The following is a 22,022-nucleotide window of genomic DNA, read 5'->3' on the forward strand; positions in this document are numbered from 1 at the left end:
CCCCCCATCTATTTAGTTGCAGCTGTTTTTTCTCCCAATGGCCTTAGGGATGGCATGACTTTTTCAGCAAATAGTTTTATATTTTCCATTGTTTTTTCATGTGAAAGGGTTCCAAATTGCATCATTGGCAATAGGTTTCCGAACCCAAATTCTTTCTGATAACTTTCCAACTTTTGACGCACTGTGTCTGGTGATCCAACTATTACATACTCTTTCTCTACCAAATACTCAAATGCCAATTTACTTGTACCAATACCTTGTTTCGCTTTTAACACGTTCTTTATCGAATTCAAGGTCAAGTAACCAGCTGGGAAAAAGATCTCATGCGGCATTTTGAAAGCCTGGTTAAACAAATAATCAATTCCGTGCTCGGCTTCTTTTAAGGCCTTTTCGTCGGTATCGGCCACGTAAACCGGAAGTGCCCAACCCATTTGTTCAGGTGATGCCTCATATCCGCATTTATTGGCCTCTTCTTTAAATTGCTTGAACACTCGTCTTATCGTGTCAATCGAACTATAGGTTTGTACGTACGCATACTTTTTCTCAGCAGTCCAGGCAATGGTTTCGTTACTTCCCTGTGATGGGATCCACACTGGCGGATGCGGCTTTTGTAACGTTAATGGCCATGGATTGACATACCTAAATTTGTAGTATTTTCCGTAATGTTCAAACGGGCCTGGCTGTGTCCATGCTTTAATAATTAAATCATGTGCCTCATGGAAACGATCGCGTGATTCGGTTGGATTCTTTGAAAAGGAATGATACTCCGCACCGAGTCCACGGACAAAGCCTGAAATAATCCTTCCTCCAGAAAGTAAATCCAACATTGCAATTTCTTCCGCAATCCGAACAGGGTCTTCACGCAATGGGATGGCATTTCCGAGAACGGCAATTTTTCCTTTTACTCTTTCTACCAGCATTGTGGCAATTATATTTGGAGAAGGCATATTTCCATAAGCATTCTGATGATGTTCGTTTACGCATACTCCATCAAATCCCATCTGGTCAGCGTAAGTCAACTCGTCAATATATCTGCGATACAATTCAGCACCCTTTTCAGGATCGTACATGGTATTGGAGAGTGTTACCCAAGCAGAATCATATTGATCCCGAAAATTCTCTGGTAAATAGGCCCAGGGCATTAAATGAAAACTATAAAATTTCATGTACAGCTTCCTCCTTAGTCAAGAAATTTTTCACGGTTAATAAAAATTCATCCGAGTTCTCAATATGTGGGAAATGTCCTGCATCTCCAATAATTTGTAAAGTAGAGTGAGATATTAATTCATGATATTTTTCTCCGTAAGCAACCGGGAAGAATTGATCGTCTGCTCCCCAAACAATGAGGACAGGCATTGTTAGGCGATGAATTCGGTCTGCAATTTTTGGATTATGGAAATATGGATTCCAAGCAAGGTGTGAAGTAGCAATTCGATTACGAAGTACAATGGTTTCCATCTCAGGATTGTAAATATTCTTAGAGGCAACTTGCGTTCTGATTTCATCAGAATGGAAGAGAATGTTGTATACTTGTTGTGGGTTCATTACGAAAATATCTGGTACTTTAACGCCTTCGATGCGAATACCAGCAGCATCAATGAGAACTAATTTATTCACTCTCTGCTGGGCTATTAGGGCAATTTCAATTGCCAGCCATCCACCTAAAGAGGATCCCATAATGATGGCATTTTCCAAACCTAGTTTATCCATTACGTCCAAGTAAAAAAATGCCAGATCTTGAACGCTGTCAATTTTCGGATTTGTTTCACTCAAACCATATCCAGGATGGTCTGGGTAGTAAACTGTGTAATCTTTGGATAATGATTGTAATACTGGGAGCCAGTCTCCTGCTCCATTTGCACCGGCAAGGAAAAGCAAAGGTGCCCCGGTTCCCCCTTTAAGAATTCTGATTTTTGTATCCTGTACGGTGTAATACTCTGTCACATATTCCATATGTTTTCCCCTCTTTCTAAAAATTCTATTTAGTCATAATAATTAAGTACAATAGGTAAACACCTTATGTGTTGTTTTATCAGTAGCAGCTCGTTGCCACTCATTAATAGTGGTTATAAACCAATCGTTTGTTTCCACTCATAAATCTCATAATCCCGGTAGTTTCCAGAAACAAAGGGATCAAGTTCTACTAAACCAATTGCTTCTTCCTTGGATGAAGCATCATAAACTACCATACCACCGATTTTTTCCAATGGGCCGGAGTAAACAACTTTCTTATTAGCATGCATATCATTTAGATAAACACCATGGGCATTTGCGATTTCATCTGGAGTAGATTTTGAAGTCTTTTTCAAAAGAACGACATAGCGCATAAAAAAACAACACCTTTCAATATTTAAGAAAAATTTGTTTTGAAATTGCAATTAGCATGCAATTACTGTGAGGCTTGAAAAACTATCGTAGTTAAACGCTTAAATCAAAAATTACCATTCCTCCTTTACATTTTCTTTTCGGTACGGTGTACCGATTTTATTGAAAGTGTAGCACGATTCTAAATTATCTGTCAATTGGTTTATAAAAAAATCTCCCTCTTGGTTTTAGAGGGAGATTTTTTAGGGTTTATAAAGTTTCAAAAGAAGTATTAAAACAATTTTGCAGAAATTTGTTTACTTGCCTGTTTTAATTGATCCACCATTTCCCGAATATCTAATAAATCTAACCGTGCTATTGGTCCATAAATACTTAATGAGGCGATGACCGCATCTCGTTTAAAAATTGGAACGGCTATTCCCATCTCTCCCACTGAAATTTCCTCCCGAGAAATGGCAAAACCATCCTGCTTAATTTTCTTCAACTCTTTTAATAGTGGCTCCCCCTGTCGTGAAAACTCTGTTTCTTTTGTAAAGTGTACCTTTGCTTTTTCAAAGGCTTCAGTATCCATAAAGGCCAAGAGTGCCTTTCCTGATGCGCCAACATTCAACGGATGAGACTTTCCGATAGGAATAGACCATCTTAATTCATTCATGGATTCAAATTGATGAACAATAATTTGCCTGTCATTCAAGTTAACATGTAGGCCAACGGTTTCTCCGAATCGGTCTCGCAGCTCCAGTAAGTATTTTTCAGAAACTGTTTTTAAAATGTTTCTTTCGAAAAATGGCAACGCGAGGCGAAGAACGCCGAAATCGAGACTATAATTCTGACTTTTATCATTAAAATGGATAATTTGTTTTTCTAATAAAGAATTCAATATTCTTTGCATGGTGCTCTTGGAGACATCAAAAATGCGGCTCGCCTCTCTTACACCAATCTCGTCTTCTTTTAGGCTCAAGTATTCTAGCAATTCGATTGTCTTTTCAACCTGTTTAATTGTATCCCTCTTATTCTCGTTCTCCTGAGTGATTAAACTTTCAGATCCCATGAAAAATCCCCCTTTTACCGCCTTTTCAGCTTGATAATTATATTAAAAAAATATCTTTTGGTACATTGTACCATAACTGCCAATTATGGTACACTTTTATCTATCAATTAATTCTGAAATTTTTGTGTTTTTATAGATTAAGGAGTGAAGGACATGAGAAGGATTGTAGTGCTGTTCTATTTACTGCTTGTTGTTTTAGCTGGTACAATTTGGTTCTTACCAGAGACCCAAGGATTATCAGCCGACGGAAGGTATACCCTCATTTTAATCTTAACGGCAATATTCTTATGGACCAGTGAAATCCTTCCCCATGCCTATACTACGTTTTTTCTATTTGTTTGTTTTATATTAATGGACATAGCGACTGCGAATGAACTTTTTTCTTTTTTTCTGACACCCCTAGTCTGGATGATTGTTGGTTCCTATCTCATTTCCCACGCTATCCGTAAATCAGGTCTGGCGGAACGAATAGCGTACTACTTTACATTAAAATTTGTAAACTCCTATACGAGCCTAATTGCTTTTATTTTTTTCCTTGGTTTTATATTAAGTATTTTTATACCACACCCTTTTCCCAGAGTGTTTTTAATGATATCGATTGTTAATTATATGATTAACAATACAGATATGGATGAAACTATGAAGAGATATGTAGGATTTTCGGTTTTTGTAGGCGTTACGGTTACAGGAACTATACTCTTGACTGGCGATACTTTATTAAATGGATCCGCTTTTACATTAGCCGGTGCAAACATAAGTTGGTGGGAATGGTTTAAGCTGATGTCTGTTCCGGGAATTTTCATTTCCGCCCTTACGTTACTCAGCTTTTTGTTTATATTCCGACAAAGAACTTCTTTTACGATTAACAAAACAAAACTAAAACAACAATTAGATTCCATGGGATCGTTTTCACCAGCGGAGTGGAAGGTCTCCATTTGGGTAGGTTTATCTCTTCTATTATGGATTACTGAGTCCTTTCATCATATTAACCCCGCTTGGGTTGCCCTATTATCCGCAACAGGTCTTGCATTGCCTAAGGTGGGAGACCTTTTAAATGAAGAGGACATCTCAAAAAACATAAATTGGAATATTATTCTATTCATTGTAGGTGCTCTTTCAATTGGTAGAATCGGATATAAGACCGGTGTTTCCTCTTGGGTTCTAAATTTATTAACGCCAGATAATATACCGAACGACTTGCTGTTTGCTATTATCACCATTGTATTTCTTTCTGCCATAGTCCATATGCTGATTGGGAGTGCATCAGCGACGATGAGTTTAATCATCCCACCTATCATTCAAATGTTCCCGCAATTAAACAGTTTGACAGTTTCTTTAATTGTTTATTCCACCGTAGCCTTTCACTATTTTTTACCATATCATAGCGTTGTCATTCTATTAGGATCTGGTAAAACAGGTTATTTTTCCGATAGAGATGTTCTAAAATTTGGCATTCCATTAACAATTATCCTCCTGATCACCACCTTAATTGTTCAGCCGTTATGGTGGAAATTTGTCAATTTTTTGTAGACTAAATTTTCCAAATATTCTTAATAAACTATTGACAATTAAACACTATGTATATGATAATAATTTTGAACTAAATTTGGGACAACGTACCGACTTAAGGTGGTGATAGTTTTGTAGAATTGCATATGACCTAAATGGCATAAAAATAATGAATTGAAAGGTAGGGACTAATGATGTCTGAGATGACTGCTCCTTGGTATAAGGAGATTACAAGGTACCAATGGAAAACTCTTACAGTTGCTGTTACTGGGTACGCCCTTGACGCTATGGATTTCCTCCTTTACTCCACAGTTATTACTCTAATTATTAGTGAGTTTGGAATTACACCAGGGTTTGCAGGACTAATATCATCAGTCTCCCTAATGGCTGCAGTTTTAGGCGGATATTTGTTTGGCGTTCTGTCAGATTACATCGGTCGCTCAAAAGCTTTATACATTACCGTCATTATTTATTCGATTGGTACTTTAATGTCGGGATTTTCCCAGGATGCCACTCAATTGCTGCTATGGAGAATTTTGCTTGGACTAGGAATGGGTGGTGAATGGGGTGCTGGAATGGCACTTGTTAATGAAACTTGGCCGTCAAAACACCGCATGAAAGCAATTGGTTTTGTGCAGGCAGGTTGGCCAATTGGCTATTTGTTAGCAGTTATAATCAGCTCTATTATTGTTCCTATTTTGGGCTGGAGAGGTCTTTTCATGCTTGGAGTTCTACCTGCTGTTTTAGTTGGTATCCTGAGAATGAAAATGCCTGAACCACAAAGCTGGGTTGAAGCGAAAAATTCAGAGAAAATAAATCCCATTGAATTGTTCCATAAAAAATATATCAAGCGGACTATTATCCTTACCCTTTTTACAACTGGGGGATTATTTGGATATTACGCCGGAGGAACATGGCTTCCAACCATGATTAAGGGGCCAGCAGAGCAAGGCGGGTTTGCTTCACCTGAGTTGGTCTTACCATTAATGATCCTTATGAATGTGCTGGGAATTGTCTCATTTCCACTGTATGGATATTTAGTTGACCGGTTTGGTAATCAAAAATTCATCATCAGTGTATGTGGTATCCTAAGCACTATTGGAATGGGTATAATGGCATATGCCGGTTCAAGTATTGGTATGCTGACTGTAGGATTAATTATGATTGGTTTATTTGAAGCATTCTTTGTAGCCTATGGTGTTTCCATCTCTGAATCCTATCCTACTCGCATTCGTGGTACCGCATTAGGATTTATATTCAATACAGGAAGACTCATTGGTGGTCAAGCACCTGTTATAGTAGGAACGCTTGCAGTTACGATGGGACTTAGCAAAGCTATGATTATCGGTGCAGCAGGCTTTATTTTAGTAGCCTTAGTTGGTATGTTTTTACCAAGGCGCAATCTTGAGAAGGTTGACGAAGACGTTTCCCCTGACATCAGCATCGTGCCAAAAGAAGTGCAAGTTTAATAGTATTTAATTAAATCATAATGGGCTAGTCTACGTATTTGCTTCCAACTTAGAGACCTCCTTTGAATAATGGAGTGCCCCGCATCGCCTCTACGAAATACTTTTTCGCGGTCGGCACTCTATATATTTTTTTAGTTTTTTATATTCTTAAAATCCACATTTCAATTCTACATTGTCAACCATGGGGTGAAAAATGAATGCGAGTTGCTTCAATCCAAATAGGGATTAATGATCATGAAACAAAGGAACAACGAATTGCACGAGTTGAGCAGATGTTGGATAAGCTTACTGGATTTGACCTAATACTACTCCCTGAAGTTTGGGCAACAGGCTACTTTACATTTGATAATTATACGGATGAAGCCGAAGAATTATCCGGAACTTTTACACAACGTTTTTCAAATAAAGCAAAAGAATTAAGTTCATATCTATTTGCCGGAAGCTTTATCGAAAAAAAGGAAGGCAATTACTTTAATACAAGTATTTTGTTTGATAGAGAAGGAAAAATTGCAGGAACCTACAAAAAAATTCATTTATTCAGGTATGGTTCCCAAGAAGGGGATATTTTGACTGCTGGTCAAGTTCCTACTGTTGTGGAGACCGAGTTTGGGAAAGTTGGGTTATCGACATGCTATGATTTGAGATTTCCAGAACTGTTCCGTGCACAAATTGACTTAGGTGCAAAAATATTCCTTGTTACTTCTGCGTGGCCCCACCAACGACTCGAACATTGGAAACTGCTCAATTCAGTCCGTGCTTTAGAAAATCAATGTTTTTTAATATCTTGTAATTGCGTAGGAAAAACCCGAAATGTTTTATTAGGAGGTCATAGCCAGGTGGTTAACCCTTGGGGGATTGTAACATCATCGGCCGGTGAAGATGAAACAGTCCTGATAACAGAGATTCATTTAGATGAGGTTGATAGAATTCGTGAGGAATTTCCTCAATTAAAGCATCGGGTCCTTTAGAAAGGTTATAAGGTTTAGTATTAGTAGTACATAAAAAATGAGGAGGAGCAAATTATGAGTAAACCAGAAATTGAATTTACCCCTTACACCGATTTTCCGTCTCAGCCTTCAACTAATATAGAGGGACTATCCGAAAGAATTATAGCACGAATCCCCGGTTCAAATATTGCAACAAGAATTTTACAATTTGACCCTGGTACAGATACTAGCCCAAACGGGGTGCAAAATCACGATTTTTGGGAGGAATTATATATTATGGAAGGTTCTATATTGGATTTAGAACTAAATGAAGAATTTACTGCAGGAATGGTAGCATGTCGCCCACCGGGAATGAAACATGGTCCTTGGATATCCAAAAATGGTTGTAAAATTTTTGAAGTTCGTTATTATTCAAGAGGCCAATAGATGGCATAATAATCTTCATTGTTGCTAAGAACAGCATCTATTTATACAAGTGCTTAGGCATGAGTTTTAAAAACTCATGCCTTTTAATATTTCGTTAATCTTTTTGGTTTTATTTACATTTATAATTTCTTAGTGATTCTATTTATTTTTTTATTGTTCCATCTCGCAGTTAGCAATATTGGGGAGGTGCCATGCCCCCCTTATATTACTACTGGGTATACCGAGACTATGATGTATATAGAACTAGTTTATTTTTAAATGTTATTTGTAGTTAATCCTTCCACTACTCGCTTTCTCTTAAGTTCTTCTATTAATTCTTTAGGCAATCCCAACTCTTGCAATATTATTTCATCCGTGTGTTCTCCAAGCTTTTTCCATTGCACCGGTTCGAAATTCAATTTTTTCTCTCTTCTTCCTACTTCTCTACCCTCTTCTATACCTTTTCCAATTTTTTAATTGTCCTTAGTGAATGATGTATCATCCAATGTAAGCGAAATAATTAATTCCCCCTTATCCAACTAAGGAGTTACCTCTTCTAATAATTGTTCCGTATTCTTTTCAAGAAGAGCAAATGTCGAAAACTCCCCTTGGAAATCCGATGATCCGTAAGCAATAATTTAAATAACATAGTTTAATAATGCTTTCAATCCTGTTTTCAAGATTTTAATATATACAAACCTGCATGATAGCTAAGGAAAAAGGGTTTTGGGAGTGAAGCAATTCTTGCTCCTTTTGTTCCAAAATTTTGTATGTATTAAATGTGTAGACCAATTCCGCATCAAAAAAAGAATACCGAAAAGTGACTGGTTTATAAGCTTCACTCATCGGTATAAAGTGCTATCGTTTATAGTTGTCCGTTTTTTACGACGGGATTCCCACCCACTTTAGGTATCGATCATAGTCCGGCTGTACGCCCCACACCTTAATAGATTACCATCTAGCTGTCAACATTTTTCTTCTAGTGTAGAATTCGACACCGTCTGAGCCGTTGGCGTGGAGGTCTCCGTAGAAGGAGTTTTTCCAGCCCAAGAACGGGAAGAAGGCCATTGGTGCCGGGACCCCAATGTTCACACCAAGCATACCGACCTGTATTTTTTCTCTGAAATAACGGACATCTGCTCCATTTTTCGTAAACAGGCAGGCACCATTACCAAAGTCAGATTGATTCGTTAAATCTACCGCTTCTTCTAAACTAGCAACCCGAACAATCGACAATACCGGGGCAAAGATTTCTTCCTTCCATATTTTCATTTCGGGAGTCACCTGGTCAAAGATGGTCGGTCCAATAAAATATCCGTCCTGATGATAGGCATCATCCTTTCGTCCATCCCTGACCAAAACGGCTCCTTCCCTAACACCAGTCTGTATGTACGATGCTGTCCGCTCTTTGTGCTGCTGGCGGATGACTGGCCCTAAGAAGACCTCTTCCTCCAGCCCGTTCCCGATCACAATCTGTTCAGCAGCCTGTGTTAATTTTTCAATCAGAGCTTCTGCGACTTCGCCAACAGCGACGACCACTGAGCAAGCCATACAGCGTTCACCTGCAGACCCGTAGGCGGCACTGATGATTTCTTTCACAGCTTGATCTAAATCAGCCTCAGGCATCACAATCGAGTGGTTCTTCGCACCCGCCAATGCCTGCACCCGTTTGCCGTGGTTTGCTGCTGTTTTGTAGACATATTCAGCGACCGGCTGCGAGCCGACAAAAGAAATCGCCGGTACATCTTTATGCTCAAGCAATCCATTGACCACATCGTGAGCACCATGAACGATATTGAACACACCATCTGGAAGTCCCGCCTCCTTCAGCAGCTCAGCCAAGCGAGTGGCCAAGAGCGGTGTCCGCTCAGACGGTTTCAGTACAAACGTATTCCCGAGGGCAATCGCAAGCGGGAACATCCAGCACGGTACCATCATTGGAAAGCAAAAGAAAGCGTTTTTAGTTCGAAAATGATGTTCAAAATTGATTTTTAGTGATTCGATTAAAACTGTCAATCCCGATATGGTTAAGAGGCCGGTATTAATGGCTGGTCTTACTGATGTGATGAAGGGTGGCAGTAAATATGAGTATTAAATCAGGATGCATTGAAGGATTTGAAGAGTATTCGCAGTTTGTCAGTTTGACAGATTTTAATCATTCGATGGAAATGTGGCTGCTGGAGCACAAAAATGATTTTTCAAAAGGAGAATTGATGGGGTTAAAACGGCTGGTTCGCTATGCGGCCAAAATTCCCGGTGTCTGTAACGCGAAAATTGGCACGATCCTGAAGGCGATTCATGAGGAATATCATGACAATGGCATTTCACGTTCCACCTTTAAACGCATGGTCCAAAAAGCAAAGGAATTCGGGATACTCACCGTACATGAAACCGGAAGAAAAAACGGTTTACAATCCAGCAACTTGTATGTGTTTAATCGTTTTCCTTCTAATGAACCACCCGAAGCAGAAAAAATGAACCAGCCAAAAGAAACTAGTAATCTTTTAAAAACTGAAAAAGATCAAAACAATAATAAACATAAAGAAGAACCGTTCCAATTGGACCATACATATGTAAGCAGCACAGTTCCACAGGAGTTTGTCCAGCTGGTTAAGTATTTCTATTCAGATGCTAAAACGATTGAAGAATATTGGCATATGACAGAGATTGCGGCCTATCGTAATAATAGTGAAAACGAAAGAGAACGGATGCTGGAGGTAGCAATTGCAGCATTTAAACAGATGATACGGAAGATGAAAGTAACTAATACAGTTAAGAAGCCGGTTGCTTATTTTTATGGGATACTGAATAAACAATTTAAGCACCGGTATTACGATGCACTTTACGAAGAATTTGGGTATCCTAACACCTCATTTGACGATCCCTTCAGTAATAATCCGTTTGTTCTTTACGTTATGGGAAAACAATAACCATTGATGTTCCAGGTAGATACATTATTCTTCTTTATATATAATGTTATCATTTAATGCAAATACTTTTAAACATTTTAACCCATCTACTTTTCTCTGTACTTATAAATATTCAAACGCTGGATGTGCTGCTTGTACAACTATTATTTCAGGATATTTAGATTTAAGAAATTGACGGTTTTTTTTATGTACATCTTCTCCTACGGCAATAATTTTTTTATTGGTATACCGAGTTTCGTCCTCACCATATTGGAAAAATCTTTAAACCTGAATCAATTTCATAATTCCTTATTTTAAAGAATCACAGACCTGCAGAATTTTTATCTATTCAATTTTTAAAATTTATGCTGCTTGTTTTTGACTATTTAAAGCGGCATTAATACGATCAGCGGCCAGTTTTGAAGCATTATAAACCAAGGTCACTAGATCAAAGTGAACTTTGGCGCGTTTACCTGTCCGGTAACGAACATTGTTTAATTGAAAGTATAACTTAAGATAAGCATTCACACGTTCCACTGCGGTACGTCGTTTAAAGATAGTTTTCCAAACTTTCGAGCCACGGGCTGGTGCTGTATATTTTCGGAGGTCTGTCGTGATTTTCACTTTATAGATCTTTTGACAAATACCCTCATTGGCTAGCGGACAGTCTTTACATTCCTTTGGACGTGTATATTTGAGTGTTTTGTATTTTGGATCGAAACTATCATATCGATACGAGTGTTCCCGGAAACAAGTGGGGGCGAAATGTTTATCAAAACCTTCTAACTCAGGTTCATTACGCTTGTTATAGGCAATCACAGATTGTTGACCCATTCGGTGAATTTGTTCGTAAATCGGTTCGTAGTCATATCCTGCATCCATCGTTTGATAACGTAAAGTCGGAAGTTGAAGACGCTCATGGATTCCTTTTAATAAAGGAATCGCTGCCTTTCCGTCGTTTAAATTTCCAGAAGAAAAGAGAGATTGAAGAATATATTGGCTTTTTGCTCCAACAGCTAAATGAGCCTTATAGCCATACCAAAAAACATTCTTTCCTTCGCTGTTTTTCTTCACACCCCATTCGGGGTGTTGAGGAATTTCAGCACGAAGTTGATCTAAAGGAACATCTAACTGTTCTTCAATTTTCTTTTCGAAAAGGGGTAGATTGGCTTCGCGTTCAGCTTTTTCAATCAACCATTGTTCTCTTTCTTCTTTTGATTTACGCCCACGTTTCTTGGGTTCTGTTTTTGGTTTTTCCTCTTTTGGAGGTGCTTGATCTTTGGCTTCAAAGTGTGTGGCATCAAGGGCTGCTGTATCATCAGTGATAAATCCTTCTGTCATGGCTTGATATAGAATTGTTTCTTTAACATCTTCAAGAACATTAGATTCACTGAGGATCGTCACCATTCTTGAATAAGCTGCCTCAGAAGGGACAGTATCAGAAACCAAAAAGCCGCAGTCTAGTCGGAAAATCATATCGTTTCTTAATCGCTTTACCAAATCTTTAATGAATGGAATCCGTTCCGTTAATCGGGCAACTAATGAGTAAATCATCGCTGCATAATTCAGTTCAATGGGTCTACCAAAACGAGACTTCTTCGTTACCACAGCGAAGATAGGATCAATGTCGATAGCAGAAAAAACTGCTTCAAAACGATGGGTAGGTTCTAAATCATATAATTCTTGTAGTCCAAACAGGCTTCCTTGCCTTATAATAGTCATAGGGAGTCTTCCTCCAGTCTATAAGTTTGTGTGGTGCTTACTTATTTCGACATTTTGGGGAGGTACTCCTTTTTTTAGTGCTTGAAAGCCTTGAGCCCGTAGGGCTCAGATTTATGAAATTGATTCACCTATAAAACTTCTTCTTTTCATCATTAATATTTGCAGCAAAGATAACTTCATAATGGTCAGCGTGTTGTTCGGAAAATTCGGCAAAGTCCAGTTCATTTGTACTTAGGTAAAAATAATCTGCATCACCTGTGGATGCTTTGACTTCTACAAAAATCTTTTTATTCTCCTCATTCAGGTAGGTCAAATCATAGCCCAGACCCGCTTTACCTTGGAATTCACACTATCAGCCTCGGCATTTTCGGAAACCCACTCAACCTCTTAATAGTTTTCATTTAACAAGGCATAAACATTTACGCATTTTAACATTTTCCATATTTGACCATATATATATTGAAACATAAATATCCATTTTATATACTTATATTTATTAAGGTCATAAAATTAGCTAAGTGAGGTGAAATATGAGATATCTAAACTTAAAACTAAAAAATACAAAATTAATGATGACTCATTTAGATCCTTATTCATCAGATCCAGTCGAACATGATCATGGTGATGATTATCAAATTACAATTCCAATCTCCGGTACACCTAACTTAGACTTAAATAATAAATCAAACCATTTAAATAAAAACACTCGAATAATCACAGTTCCAGGTGAGAAACATATCCATTATACCAAAGAAAGTGAAAGTCGTATTTTACTAATAAATATAAAAAGAAGTTTAATTGACACTATAATTTTTTCATGTTTGGATCAAGGTACGAGTGGTATCGATTTTTCAATTTGTAGCGTGGGCTCATCAGAGAAGTTAATAAAAGTAGCAGATGAAGTTATAAGAACCAACCTTTTTCATGAAGATTACTCCACTAGAATGGAAGAACTTGAATGGGAACTTGTAGAAACATTTTTAACAATGCACGAAGGTTCTCATAGTGAAAAATGGAAAAAAGAAGTTATTGTTAATCAACATCCAATTATTAAAAATATTATTGGATATATTTATGAAAACTACCAAAATGATATTTCATTAGATGAGCTGTCAATGGTATCAAACCTTAGTAAATTTTATCTTATTAGGACCTTTAAAGATATTGTTGGCTGTACCCCTAATAACTTTGTATTAAACATTAGAATTGAAAAAGCTCTAGACCTGTTACTTTCATCCAATTTAGATATCACCACTATATGTTATGAAGTGGGTTTTGGAAGTCTAAATACTTTTGAAAGAGTTTTTAAGAAAAAATTGGGTTGTACAATTTCAGATTTCCGAAAAAATCGTAAAATATAAAATAACAAACTATTTAACCATTATATAGTGTGATGGTTTGTTATTTTAGGAAAAGTGTTCAAAAAATTGAATTTGCTTTAAGTTTCCTATCTCAAAATCAAAATTTCTAATACCTCTTTCAAGTGTTCATAATTCTCCATTAAAAAAACCCGTTATTTAAGTGTAAAAAATTTCGACATGTAATCATTGATGAAAACATGGCTTTTAATCTGATAAAATAATTTTTTTGGGGGAATCCTAATGAAAGTGCATGTATTGCATACTGGCAGGGTATATATTGATCGGGCATTAGCTTATAAGGAAAAGAGCTTTCATCCTATGCCATATACAGGTTGGTTTAGAGGAGAGAATAAAAAGATGTGGGTTCCAGTATCTTCTTATTTAATTGAGCATCCAAAAGGGCTCATCTTAGTGGATACAGGATGGCATGAAGAGATTAGGACAGATCAAAAAAAACATTTGGGACGTTTAGCTTATTCCATGTTTAACGGCAGTCTTCCCGAAGGCGAATCAATTGCAGAAAAACTACATTCTTTGGGAATTAAGAGTGAAGAGTTAGATTTTGTCCTACTTACTCATCTTCATTCAGACCATGTTAGTGGTTTAAAACATGTTCAAGATGCTAAGAAAATTCTTACAAGCGAGATAGAATGGAAGGCTGCGCACAAAAGAGCCGGATATATAAAATCAATGTGGCAGGGTATTTCAGTTGATACATATAGTTTAAAAGACATACCCTTTGGTCCTTATAAATTGGGGTATGATTTATTTGACGATGGTTCTTTGTATCTTATCCATACTCCCGGACATAGCGACGGGATGTTTTCAGTATTAGTTAAATTGTCAAAAGGATTTTTGCTATTAGCAAGTGATGTTGGGTATTCAGAGAAATCATGGAACGATATGATACTACCTGGTGTAACAACCGATAGAAAAGCTGCACGTTTATCATTAGAATGGATTAAATCATTTGCTTCTAGTAATGATGAAATTAAAGTGATTGCGAATCATGATCCGGCTATAATACCACAAATAATTGAATAATTAGGGAGAGACCAAAAGTCCCTCCTCATAACTCAAACCCTTTTTAAGGGTTTCATTAACGCTTAAGAACAAACCCCTTTTAATAATTTTTCACAAACGATGGGTTGCCTTTTACATATGGTAATCACCAATTTTGATCAATGAGAGCTTGAATAAAATTTAAGATATTTATCAACTTGTGAACCCCAGTACTTATAGTCGTGTCCACCGGAGTTTACGCTATATTGAACTTCTATGCCCTTTTGTTTTAGGATTTCTAATAATATTTCATTACCTTCAATAAGCCACTCATGGTCTTTATCTCCGTTGTCTAAATAGATTTGAATTTCATCAAGTTTTAAATTTTTTGCCATATAAAGCGGATCCCGTTGTAACCGTTCTGTCTCACTAGGAAATAGCCAAGAGATATTAGTTCCAGAAGTAGGATTCTTTCTTAAAGCTGGACTATGGCCTCCAATCTTGCTAAATAAATCAGGGTGCAGAAACCCAATATGAATAGCAGCAAAACCTCCCATAGACAATCCACCAATAAAGCGGTGCTCTCGAGTTGGTTGTGTACTATATTTTTTATCAATATAGGGTATTAAGTCTCGAACAATATAATCCTCATACATTCCTTTACTATAATCCTTATACTCCTTTGTTTCAGATGAGGAATTGACACCATAACTATTATCAATTTGGGGTGAAACAATAATTAAAGGCTCAATCTTATGACCTTTGATAAGTTTATCCGCTTTTTGATGGATTTTAACAGCACTAATTCCCAAAAAGCCATTCATCCAGCTATTTTGATTCCCATCTTTACCATGAAGTAAGTAAAGTACTGGATATTTCTTTTTAGAGCTGTAGTTAGGGGGAGTATAAACATTCACCTTCATCTCCTTTTGAAGAGATTTACTATAGATTTTAAGCTCTTCAATGTGTGGTGAATAAAAAGTGTCAACGATCGCTTGAACTGAAGCACCATTTAGTAAAAGAAGAATTAGGAATATTGATATTATTCCTATTAATAATCTCCGAACTTTCATTCCTTCCCCCGATCTTGAAAGTTTATATAATAACTTTCAGTTTAAAAATTACTGAAATCGTTATTTGAAACCTTAGATTTACCTTTTTTCTCCATCAACAAAGAAATAACGGCAAATAACAAATAACATATGAAAAGGAAAGTGGCTGCAATTTTCTCATTTGGTGCAACTGGTCCCCAAACGGTATTGGCATTTAGAATTAGCAAAAACAAATAAAATGTTAGGGTCCTGTATTTTTTCTTGAGATTGGTAGAATAATAATAAATATGCATCCCTACCCCCAGTAAAATGGCTTCTAAGGTAAAACTCCAAAATGCACTGGAATATAAACCAAAGCCCACTTTAAAGGAATTCCCAATAATCGGTAGATCCTTATAGTGCACGATTAAATCTAATACCCAATGGGAAAAAACCGCAATTCCCATGAGCAGTGACTTACGGTTTAAATTGGCTTTATTTCTATTTGAAGGTAAAATTCGATAAGTAATGACCATCAAGGCAGACAAAATTAACGATCCGATTAAGCTATGTGTATACGGCATATATTCTAGGTGAATATGGCTGCCGGGTAAACCGTTGTTAGTATCTGCCTTTTCAATCCCACCAAAAATAAATATACACCATATAATGTCCATCAATTGGGTTGCTAAAAATAAATGCCATAAAGGTATCCCCAGGTCTTTCTTTTTGATAACATAACTTATTGAATAGTGGCCTATGAACATACTAATTCCTCCCTCTATAAATGTTGATTTATCAACGGTTTGGACCCGTTGGTGGGGTGCCAAAAAAATATTTTTCGACACGATTCCTAACAATATTTTAATATTATGTGAAACTATTCCAATTCATGGGTACGCTACGCTGTCACTACTGGATAATGGTGGAAAGTAGCGATAGGAAATTATGCGATGCACAATGGATCTCTGCGTAGCTTATGATGACGTACCCTCCCATGTCTCTGGGCATCAGTGTGCCTACATTCCTTCGTTCGGTCTAGTCATAAGGCAGAGGCTAGCGAAGCTCCTTTAGGGACTCTAGGTCGAATGGAAAAAATAGTGCCAGCTTCTCCGTGTCATCCTGTTGTCTAGGTTTAGTTAAGGGGATGTAGGACCTTATGCAGCCTCTACTAGACTTGGAATATCCCTCATCATTCGCTGTGCGTCAAATGCTTTGTGCTTGGTGCTAATTCCATGTAATACCTTTAATAGCTTACCGCATAGAACCACGATGGATTGCTTCTTGCGTAACGGATTAACCTTACGGTTAGTGTAATATTCGTGTAGCCTTCTAAAGGCTTCATTGTGGCGAATCATCGGCATCATCACTCGGAACAGGAGGGCACGCAGCTTTCTTCTGCCTCGTTTGGATATGCGCTTTTGCCCTTTATGCAGACCGGAGGAATTTTCACGTAATGTCAGTCCCGCGAGTTTGATTAGTTGGCGTGGATCTTCGTAATGTGAAAAGCTTCCGATTTCAGCTAATAAATCGACAATGGTTGTATCTCCAAGCCCAGGAACCGTTGATAGCCATTCGTATTCTACAGACGTTTTTACAAGCTCAACTAAGTGTTGAGTAATACTTTCGATATCTTGTTCTAGCTGGTGGTAACGGCGAACGAGTGTGGCGATTTCGATACGGGCCATCTCACGTCCTTCTGTTACCCCGATAGAGCTAGCTGCGACCTCGATAAGGCGTACTGCTTTTGGTCTTTGTGGGGATTTGAGTCCCTCAACCTTCCGGTAAAGTGATAACACTTCGTCGGGTTGTTTTTGGTGAAGATCACTTGGAAATGGAGTGCATTCAAGAACAGCCATAGCCATTTTTCCGAATGATGGGAACACCTGAGTAAATTCAGGAAAATAGCGATCTAACCAACGAATTATCATGTTTTTGACAGCTCCTAGTTCCTCAGTCAATTTACTACGGAATGTTGAACCAGCACGAAGTTCGGCTTCCATCCCTTTGAGGATTCGAGGATAACTAAAGCGTCCATCCTTTACAAGACGAGCGATTACCAGCGCATCTTTACGGTCATGTTTGGTTGGCAGATTGTCATCCAACTCTTTTGACCGTTTGACATGCATGGGATTCGTCATGACTAAGGGAATGCCTCGTTCTTCTAGGAAGTAGGCTAAATTTAGCCAGTAATGGCCAGTAGGTTCAATCCCTACTATGACTTCTGTTTTTTCGTTTTCTTTCATAGCTGCCAGAACACGTTGATAGAAATGCTCGAAACCATCACCAGATTGAGAAACAGAGAATGATTTTTGGAGCACACGACCGCGGTCATCTACAAAGCAAGCGTAATGTGTCCGCTTGGCAATATCGATTCCAACAACGAGTGTTTTTTCGGTGACTTGATTTATTTTTTGATTTTGTTTAAAATCCATTATGGAGTCCTCCTTGGTTACCAAATTAGGGGTCATTTCGTCGACGATCTGACACCCCGCATCATACCAAGGGGGCTCTTTTGTTCAAGTCCCCGAAAATCCTTCTAACAGGAATGCTCCTTAAGGAACATTCTTGGATCTTTTTCCCACAAGTTCAACATTAACATTTATTTCTTTACAATATATAGGTACCATTTTTACAGTGATTTGACTGTTTCATTCATATATCACCTCTTGATTTCATTGCTTTAATATTAATAATAAACCATATTATAAAAAGACTTCTCTTCAATAATTGCACCAATTTAAACAGCAACTTTTGCATATTTTATTACTGATGAAGTATTTTGCCCGGAAATTATTCTGATAAGCTTTTTTAAATAAAGCCTCAGAGCCCCATTTTCGATAAATGGTTTTCAAATCTATCCCCCCCATAAGAAATGATCGAATTAACCGTTCATTCTTAAGAAAAAAATATAATCTGTAGATGTTCCTTCATGTCCTAGCTGCCGAATCATCGTTGAAATATTTCCTCTATGATAGGTCCCATGATTTGTAATATGCCGGATTAACTCATCAATACTATTGCGGAACCGTTCGCCTTTTGAGTTTTCGTACTGTATTTCTTGTAAAGAATCATAATGATTTCGTATAAAATCTTTCATATTTTTATGCAGCTCAATAAAATATTCTTTGGTTTCTTCAATTCCATTCAAATCAATGGTCTTAGTTAATGCCTCGGGGTTGAACCTTTTAAACCATTGTTGGTCAATGTTATAAATATGATGGAATGTTGCAGATATCGAAGGAAATGTTCCGATATGCTTTTTTGTAAAAGTCTCAGTTGGTAATTCCAACATGTGATCTAATAATTTTAAATTTGCCCAGTTATGATAACAAAGCAATTGTATAGACTCTTCCTTCATAATTGAACCTCCCTACTATTTTAGTAATTTTAATCTATCAATATTATTGAGAAACCTTATCATTTTGCAAGGAGCCATTTGAGCCATACCTTCACCAAATACTTTCTAATTTTGCTTTATTGGTTGAACCTTCAGGATAAAATACATCCACTATAGGCATTTTGAGGCCCATTCCTTTCATTCTATATTTTTAATCGTTAGGTATGGATTTGTAATCTTCTTATCTTAGAATTTAGAAGCAGTTTTCATTATTGCAGGAAAAAATAAAGCGAACAAAAAAATACCAATTGGGATACTAATCCATAGATCCCGAACAACTATGGTGTTATTTTCCAGTAACACATAATAGAACCAAACACCGTATGGAATTATTAACAGGATCGAAGTAATGACACCAGGTGTGTATCTTTTAAATAAAAGGGTCTGGCCAATATGGGTAAAGGAATGGAGAAAGAATACACTATATAACCCAAAATACAGCCATTTATACCCTCCATGAAAACCATTTAAAAATACCAATATGGTAGAAAGTGAGATTAAGATAAACTCCACATAGACAACCAAAGAAAACTGATTTGTTTTTTGAGCAAAGTTCTTTTCAATAAATGAACTAGCCCTTTTCGGAAGTATTTTAATAAGATCCTCCTTGTTTTTAGAAACCCACTTTTCCACCACGATAATTTCTTCGAAGTCATGTATACCGAAATTGATCGGAAATAGCCAAATTAAAAGAACGGTTAATTGATCGATATGAATCACTCCCTTTACATTGAAATGATGCAAGCTACAGCATAATATTAGGCTTCCCTCTTTAAGCTAGTCTGACTTTCGATATAATTACATATTTCGATTAAATTCATGTCAGGATCCCTGAAATATATAGAGTAAATTTTTCCTGCTGCTCCTGTACGAACGACTGGACCTTCTAAAATACTAATATGGTGATTCTTTAATTCTTGAATCACCTTTCCGATTGGAGTATCTGTGATAAAACATAAATCTGCCGAACCGGGTGTCGGCACGTTTGCCTTAGGTTCAAATTCATTTCCTGCTTGATGAAGATTTATTTTTTGAAATCCAAATTGTAGCGATCTTCTTCCCTCGCCAAAGACTTGAACCTCCATACCCATTACAGTGGAGTAAAATTTACAGGTCTCTTCAATATCTTTAACAGTTAAAACAAGATGGTCCAGACTTTTGATTTTCATTTACTGTTCACCCCTTAGCTTTTCTTTAAATAATAACCTCTGAAACGTCTCACAAAAAAGTCCGACACTATGTCGGATTTATTATAGATAGAAATTTACGGTATTTCAAGGAATTTTTTCCACCATTCTAGAAGGTGAAATAAAACTCTTGAAAATCTAATTTTTTGGGAATTATAATAATTCCGACACAGTGTCGGGATTCGATTAAGAAAGAGTGTGAACAATGAAAAAATCAAGACGGGAAGACAAGTTGAAGGAGATTTTGGATGTATCCTTAACCTTATTTCACTCAAAAGGGTTCCAGAATGTGGTGATGAATGACATAGCAAAAGAATGCGGAATGGCAAGGACGACGTTATATGATTACTTTCCTTCTAAGTATGAAATCCTGCTTAAGCTTATTGGGGATTTAACCAGACGAAACAGACAGGTGGAGCCAAAAGGTGAAACGTTGTTCGAACAACTAGTTTTTCTTTCTGCGGATTTGTTTACCAAGTTTCAAGAGAACCGGTTGATTTTAAAAATCCATTTGCAGGAGCAATCAAATTTCACTAGAGAAACCACTCAGCATTTTGCAGAAATGACTAAACAATGGACTTTACAAATGACTTCTTTATTTACAGAAGCTGTCGAGAGCGGAGAAATCAATCCAGACTTGGACGTTTCAGATATCGTTTTTACTTACCAGGCCCTTATCAATGAAAAAAAAGCAGATATTCTGTTAAATGAAAAAACGATTATACCGGAAGTGGAAGCTAAAAAAATAATGAGAATACTATTCTACGGCATTAAGAAAAACGAATTGGACCAATCTCAGATGGAATAGTTTAACGAAATTTTCTAACGGAAAGAGACTCTTTGACTATAAGGGGATAATCAGATGACAAAAGTTATTGCTAATGGAGTAACCATAAACTATGAAACAATAGGCGAAGGATCACCTGTATTGTTTATTCATGGGAGCGGCGGGTCTTGGAAAATGTGGGAACCGCAGATTGATGTTTTTTCAAAGGAGTTTAAAATGTTCTTAATAGATATGAGAGGACATGGAGGAAGCACCAAGGAGTTTCCTGATGGAAAGTATTCGATGAAAGTCATAGCTGAAGATGTAAAGCATTTTCTAGATGCAATTGGAATACAAAAGATTCCTATAGTAGGACTTTCTCAAGGTGCAGTTGTAGCGAGCGTTTTTGCGACTAAACACCCTGAATATATTGAAAAGTTGGTTTTATCAAATGGCTATAGCGAAATACCAACCAAGGTTTCAGGATGGGTTTTAGCTTTATCGAATGCGATTTTCAGCCTTCTTCCGTATAATACCATCATCAAGTTAATGATGAAGGTATATGGAAATGATCAATACACAAAGAGGATTATCAAGGATTCATTAACTATTGACAAAAAGATGCTTCTTGCGATGAAGAAATCGGAATTTCCTAACCATACAGGCCAACTTCTCCAAATATCGGCTCCAACACTAATTATGGCAGGAGATAAAAAGAACGTGGGACCAGAAGTGAAGGCCGCGCAAATCATGTTTGAAAATATCCCAAATGCCGTTGTTGCCATTTTTAAAGATGCATTTGATCCATTAAGTACCATGAGAAGAGATATTTTTAATGATATGGTGCTGGATTTCTTAAAGGAAAATAGGTTAAAAGATTATGAGGGTGTAACGTATTTAAAAAAATAACATGTGATGCACTTTTCGAAGAATTTGGT

22 protein-coding genes and 1 pseudogene are annotated in these 22,022 nt (G+C 37.1%); 9 read left to right on the top strand and 14 right to left on the bottom strand.

Features of this window, described 5'->3' with window-relative positions:
* Positions 1-8: 8 nt before the first annotated feature.
* From ACZ43M_RS15190 to ACZ43M_RS15205, 4 genes are all read right to left on the bottom strand, one after another.
* The gene (locus ACZ43M_RS15190; RefSeq protein WP_464503400.1) at positions 9-1,166 is read right to left on the bottom strand and encodes an LLM class flavin-dependent oxidoreductase; all 1,158 of its coding nucleotides are present in this window, start codon (positions 1,164-1,166) and stop codon (positions 9-11) included.
* Positions 1,153-1,953 carry an alpha/beta fold hydrolase gene (locus ACZ43M_RS15195; protein ID WP_464503401.1) on the bottom strand — a complete coding sequence of 267 codons (801 nt, stop codon included), beginning with the start codon at positions 1,951-1,953 and terminating at the stop codon, positions 1,153-1,155. The genes ACZ43M_RS15190 and ACZ43M_RS15195 overlap by 14 nt, the downstream gene beginning before the upstream one ends.
* A gap of 113 nt (positions 1,954-2,066) precedes the next feature.
* On the bottom strand, positions 2,067-2,327 hold the full coding sequence (locus ACZ43M_RS15200; RefSeq protein WP_464503402.1) for a YciI family protein: 261 nt from the start codon (positions 2,325-2,327) through the stop codon (positions 2,067-2,069).
* Positions 2,328-2,596: 269 nt separating this feature from the next.
* Complete coding sequence (locus tag ACZ43M_RS15205; RefSeq protein ID WP_464503403.1) at positions 2,597-3,376, bottom strand: IclR family transcriptional regulator; 780 nt, start codon at positions 3,374-3,376, stop codon at positions 2,597-2,599.
* Positions 3,377-3,529: 153 nt separating this feature from the next.
* Between ACZ43M_RS15205 and ACZ43M_RS15210 the strand changes: the two genes are divergently transcribed.
* From ACZ43M_RS15210 to ACZ43M_RS15225, 4 genes are all read left to right on the top strand, one after another.
* The gene (locus tag ACZ43M_RS15210) at positions 3,530-4,906 is read left to right on the top strand and encodes an SLC13 family permease (protein WP_464503404.1); all 1,377 of its coding nucleotides are present in this window, start codon (positions 3,530-3,532) and stop codon (positions 4,904-4,906) included.
* A 170-nt stretch (positions 4,907-5,076) separates the two neighbouring features.
* A complete protein-coding gene (locus tag ACZ43M_RS15215) occupies positions 5,077-6,354 on the top strand; it encodes an MFS transporter (protein ID WP_464503405.1) in 1,278 nt (425 codons plus the stop codon).
* Positions 6,355-6,551: 197 nt separating this feature from the next.
* Entirely contained in the window at positions 6,552-7,322 is a 771-nt protein-coding gene (locus ACZ43M_RS15220; protein ID WP_464503406.1) for a carbon-nitrogen family hydrolase, read from the top strand.
* A 54-nt stretch (positions 7,323-7,376) separates the two neighbouring features.
* Positions 7,377-7,727, top strand: a complete 351-nt coding sequence (locus tag ACZ43M_RS15225; RefSeq protein ID WP_464503407.1) for a cupin domain-containing protein — start codon at positions 7,377-7,379, stop codon at positions 7,725-7,727.
* A gap of 254 nt (positions 7,728-7,981) precedes the next feature.
* Here ACZ43M_RS15225 and ACZ43M_RS15230 read toward each other — a convergent pair whose 3' ends face one another.
* The gene (locus ACZ43M_RS15230; RefSeq protein WP_464503408.1) at positions 7,982-8,125 is read right to left on the bottom strand and encodes a hypothetical protein; all 144 of its coding nucleotides are present in this window, start codon (positions 8,123-8,125) and stop codon (positions 7,982-7,984) included.
* Positions 8,126-8,657: 532 nt separating this feature from the next.
* Positions 8,658-9,656 (bottom strand): annotated as a pseudogene (gene mmsA, locus ACZ43M_RS15235) (CoA-acylating methylmalonate-semialdehyde dehydrogenase); the annotation flags it as partial.
* A 134-nt stretch (positions 9,657-9,790) separates the two neighbouring features.
* Between mmsA and ACZ43M_RS15240 the strand changes: the two are divergent.
* Entirely contained in the window at positions 9,791-10,636 is an 846-nt protein-coding gene (locus ACZ43M_RS15240) for a hypothetical protein (protein WP_464503409.1), read from the top strand.
* Between the two features lie 342 nt (positions 10,637-10,978).
* Here the strand turns inward: ACZ43M_RS15240 and ACZ43M_RS15245 are convergent, their stop codons facing one another.
* Positions 10,979-12,337 (bottom strand): IS1182 family transposase, encoded by a 1,359-nt coding sequence (locus tag ACZ43M_RS15245; protein ID WP_464503410.1) that lies wholly within the window; start codon positions 12,335-12,337, stop codon positions 10,979-10,981.
* A 124-nt stretch (positions 12,338-12,461) separates the two neighbouring features.
* Positions 12,462-12,662, bottom strand: a complete 201-nt coding sequence (locus tag ACZ43M_RS15250) for a protein NO VEIN domain-containing protein (RefSeq protein WP_464508033.1) — start codon at positions 12,660-12,662, stop codon at positions 12,462-12,464.
* A gap of 205 nt (positions 12,663-12,867) precedes the next feature.
* Here ACZ43M_RS15250 and ACZ43M_RS15255 point away from each other — a divergent pair, with 205 nt between their 5' ends.
* Both ACZ43M_RS15255 and ACZ43M_RS15260 read left to right on the top strand, forming a co-directional pair.
* Complete coding sequence (locus tag ACZ43M_RS15255; RefSeq protein ID WP_464503411.1) at positions 12,868-13,698, top strand: helix-turn-helix domain-containing protein; 831 nt, start codon at positions 12,868-12,870, stop codon at positions 13,696-13,698.
* 240 nt (positions 13,699-13,938) lie between these two features.
* Positions 13,939-14,742 (top strand): N-acyl homoserine lactonase family protein, encoded by an 804-nt coding sequence (locus ACZ43M_RS15260; RefSeq protein ID WP_464503412.1) that lies wholly within the window; start codon positions 13,939-13,941, stop codon positions 14,740-14,742.
* A gap of 137 nt (positions 14,743-14,879) precedes the next feature.
* Here ACZ43M_RS15260 and ACZ43M_RS15265 read toward each other — a convergent pair whose 3' ends face one another.
* From ACZ43M_RS15265 to ACZ43M_RS15290, 6 genes are all read right to left on the bottom strand, one after another.
* Positions 14,880-15,773 (bottom strand): alpha/beta hydrolase, encoded by an 894-nt coding sequence (locus ACZ43M_RS15265; RefSeq protein ID WP_464503413.1) that lies wholly within the window; start codon positions 15,771-15,773, stop codon positions 14,880-14,882.
* A gap of 41 nt (positions 15,774-15,814) precedes the next feature.
* Entirely contained in the window at positions 15,815-16,579 is a 765-nt protein-coding gene (locus ACZ43M_RS15270) for a hypothetical protein (RefSeq protein ID WP_464503414.1), read from the bottom strand.
* Between the two features lie 309 nt (positions 16,580-16,888).
* The gene (locus ACZ43M_RS15275) at positions 16,889-18,166 is read right to left on the bottom strand and encodes an IS110 family RNA-guided transposase (protein ID WP_464508034.1); all 1,278 of its coding nucleotides are present in this window, start codon (positions 18,164-18,166) and stop codon (positions 16,889-16,891) included.
* A gap of 449 nt (positions 18,167-18,615) precedes the next feature.
* Positions 18,616-19,092 (bottom strand): DinB family protein, encoded by a 477-nt coding sequence (locus tag ACZ43M_RS15280; RefSeq protein ID WP_464503415.1) that lies wholly within the window; start codon positions 19,090-19,092, stop codon positions 18,616-18,618.
* A 225-nt stretch (positions 19,093-19,317) separates the two neighbouring features.
* Positions 19,318-19,851 carry an HXXEE domain-containing protein gene (locus ACZ43M_RS15285; protein ID WP_464503416.1) on the bottom strand — a complete coding sequence of 178 codons (534 nt, stop codon included), beginning with the start codon at positions 19,849-19,851 and terminating at the stop codon, positions 19,318-19,320.
* 38 nt (positions 19,852-19,889) lie between these two features.
* Complete coding sequence (locus ACZ43M_RS15290; protein ID WP_464503417.1) at positions 19,890-20,300, bottom strand: VOC family protein; 411 nt, start codon at positions 20,298-20,300, stop codon at positions 19,890-19,892.
* A 223-nt stretch (positions 20,301-20,523) separates the two neighbouring features.
* Between ACZ43M_RS15290 and ACZ43M_RS15295 the strand changes: the two genes are divergently transcribed.
* Positions 20,524-21,126: a TetR/AcrR family transcriptional regulator gene (locus tag ACZ43M_RS15295; RefSeq protein ID WP_464503418.1), complete on the top strand. Its 603-nt coding sequence runs from the start codon at positions 20,524-20,526 to the stop codon at positions 21,124-21,126.
* 54 nt (positions 21,127-21,180) lie between these two features.
* Complete coding sequence (locus ACZ43M_RS15300) at positions 21,181-21,993, top strand: alpha/beta fold hydrolase (protein WP_464503419.1); 813 nt, start codon at positions 21,181-21,183, stop codon at positions 21,991-21,993.
* The last annotated feature ends 29 nt before the right edge of the window (positions 21,994-22,022 follow it).

The sequence above is a fragment of the Neobacillus sp. B24 genome, from assembly GCF_055381825.1.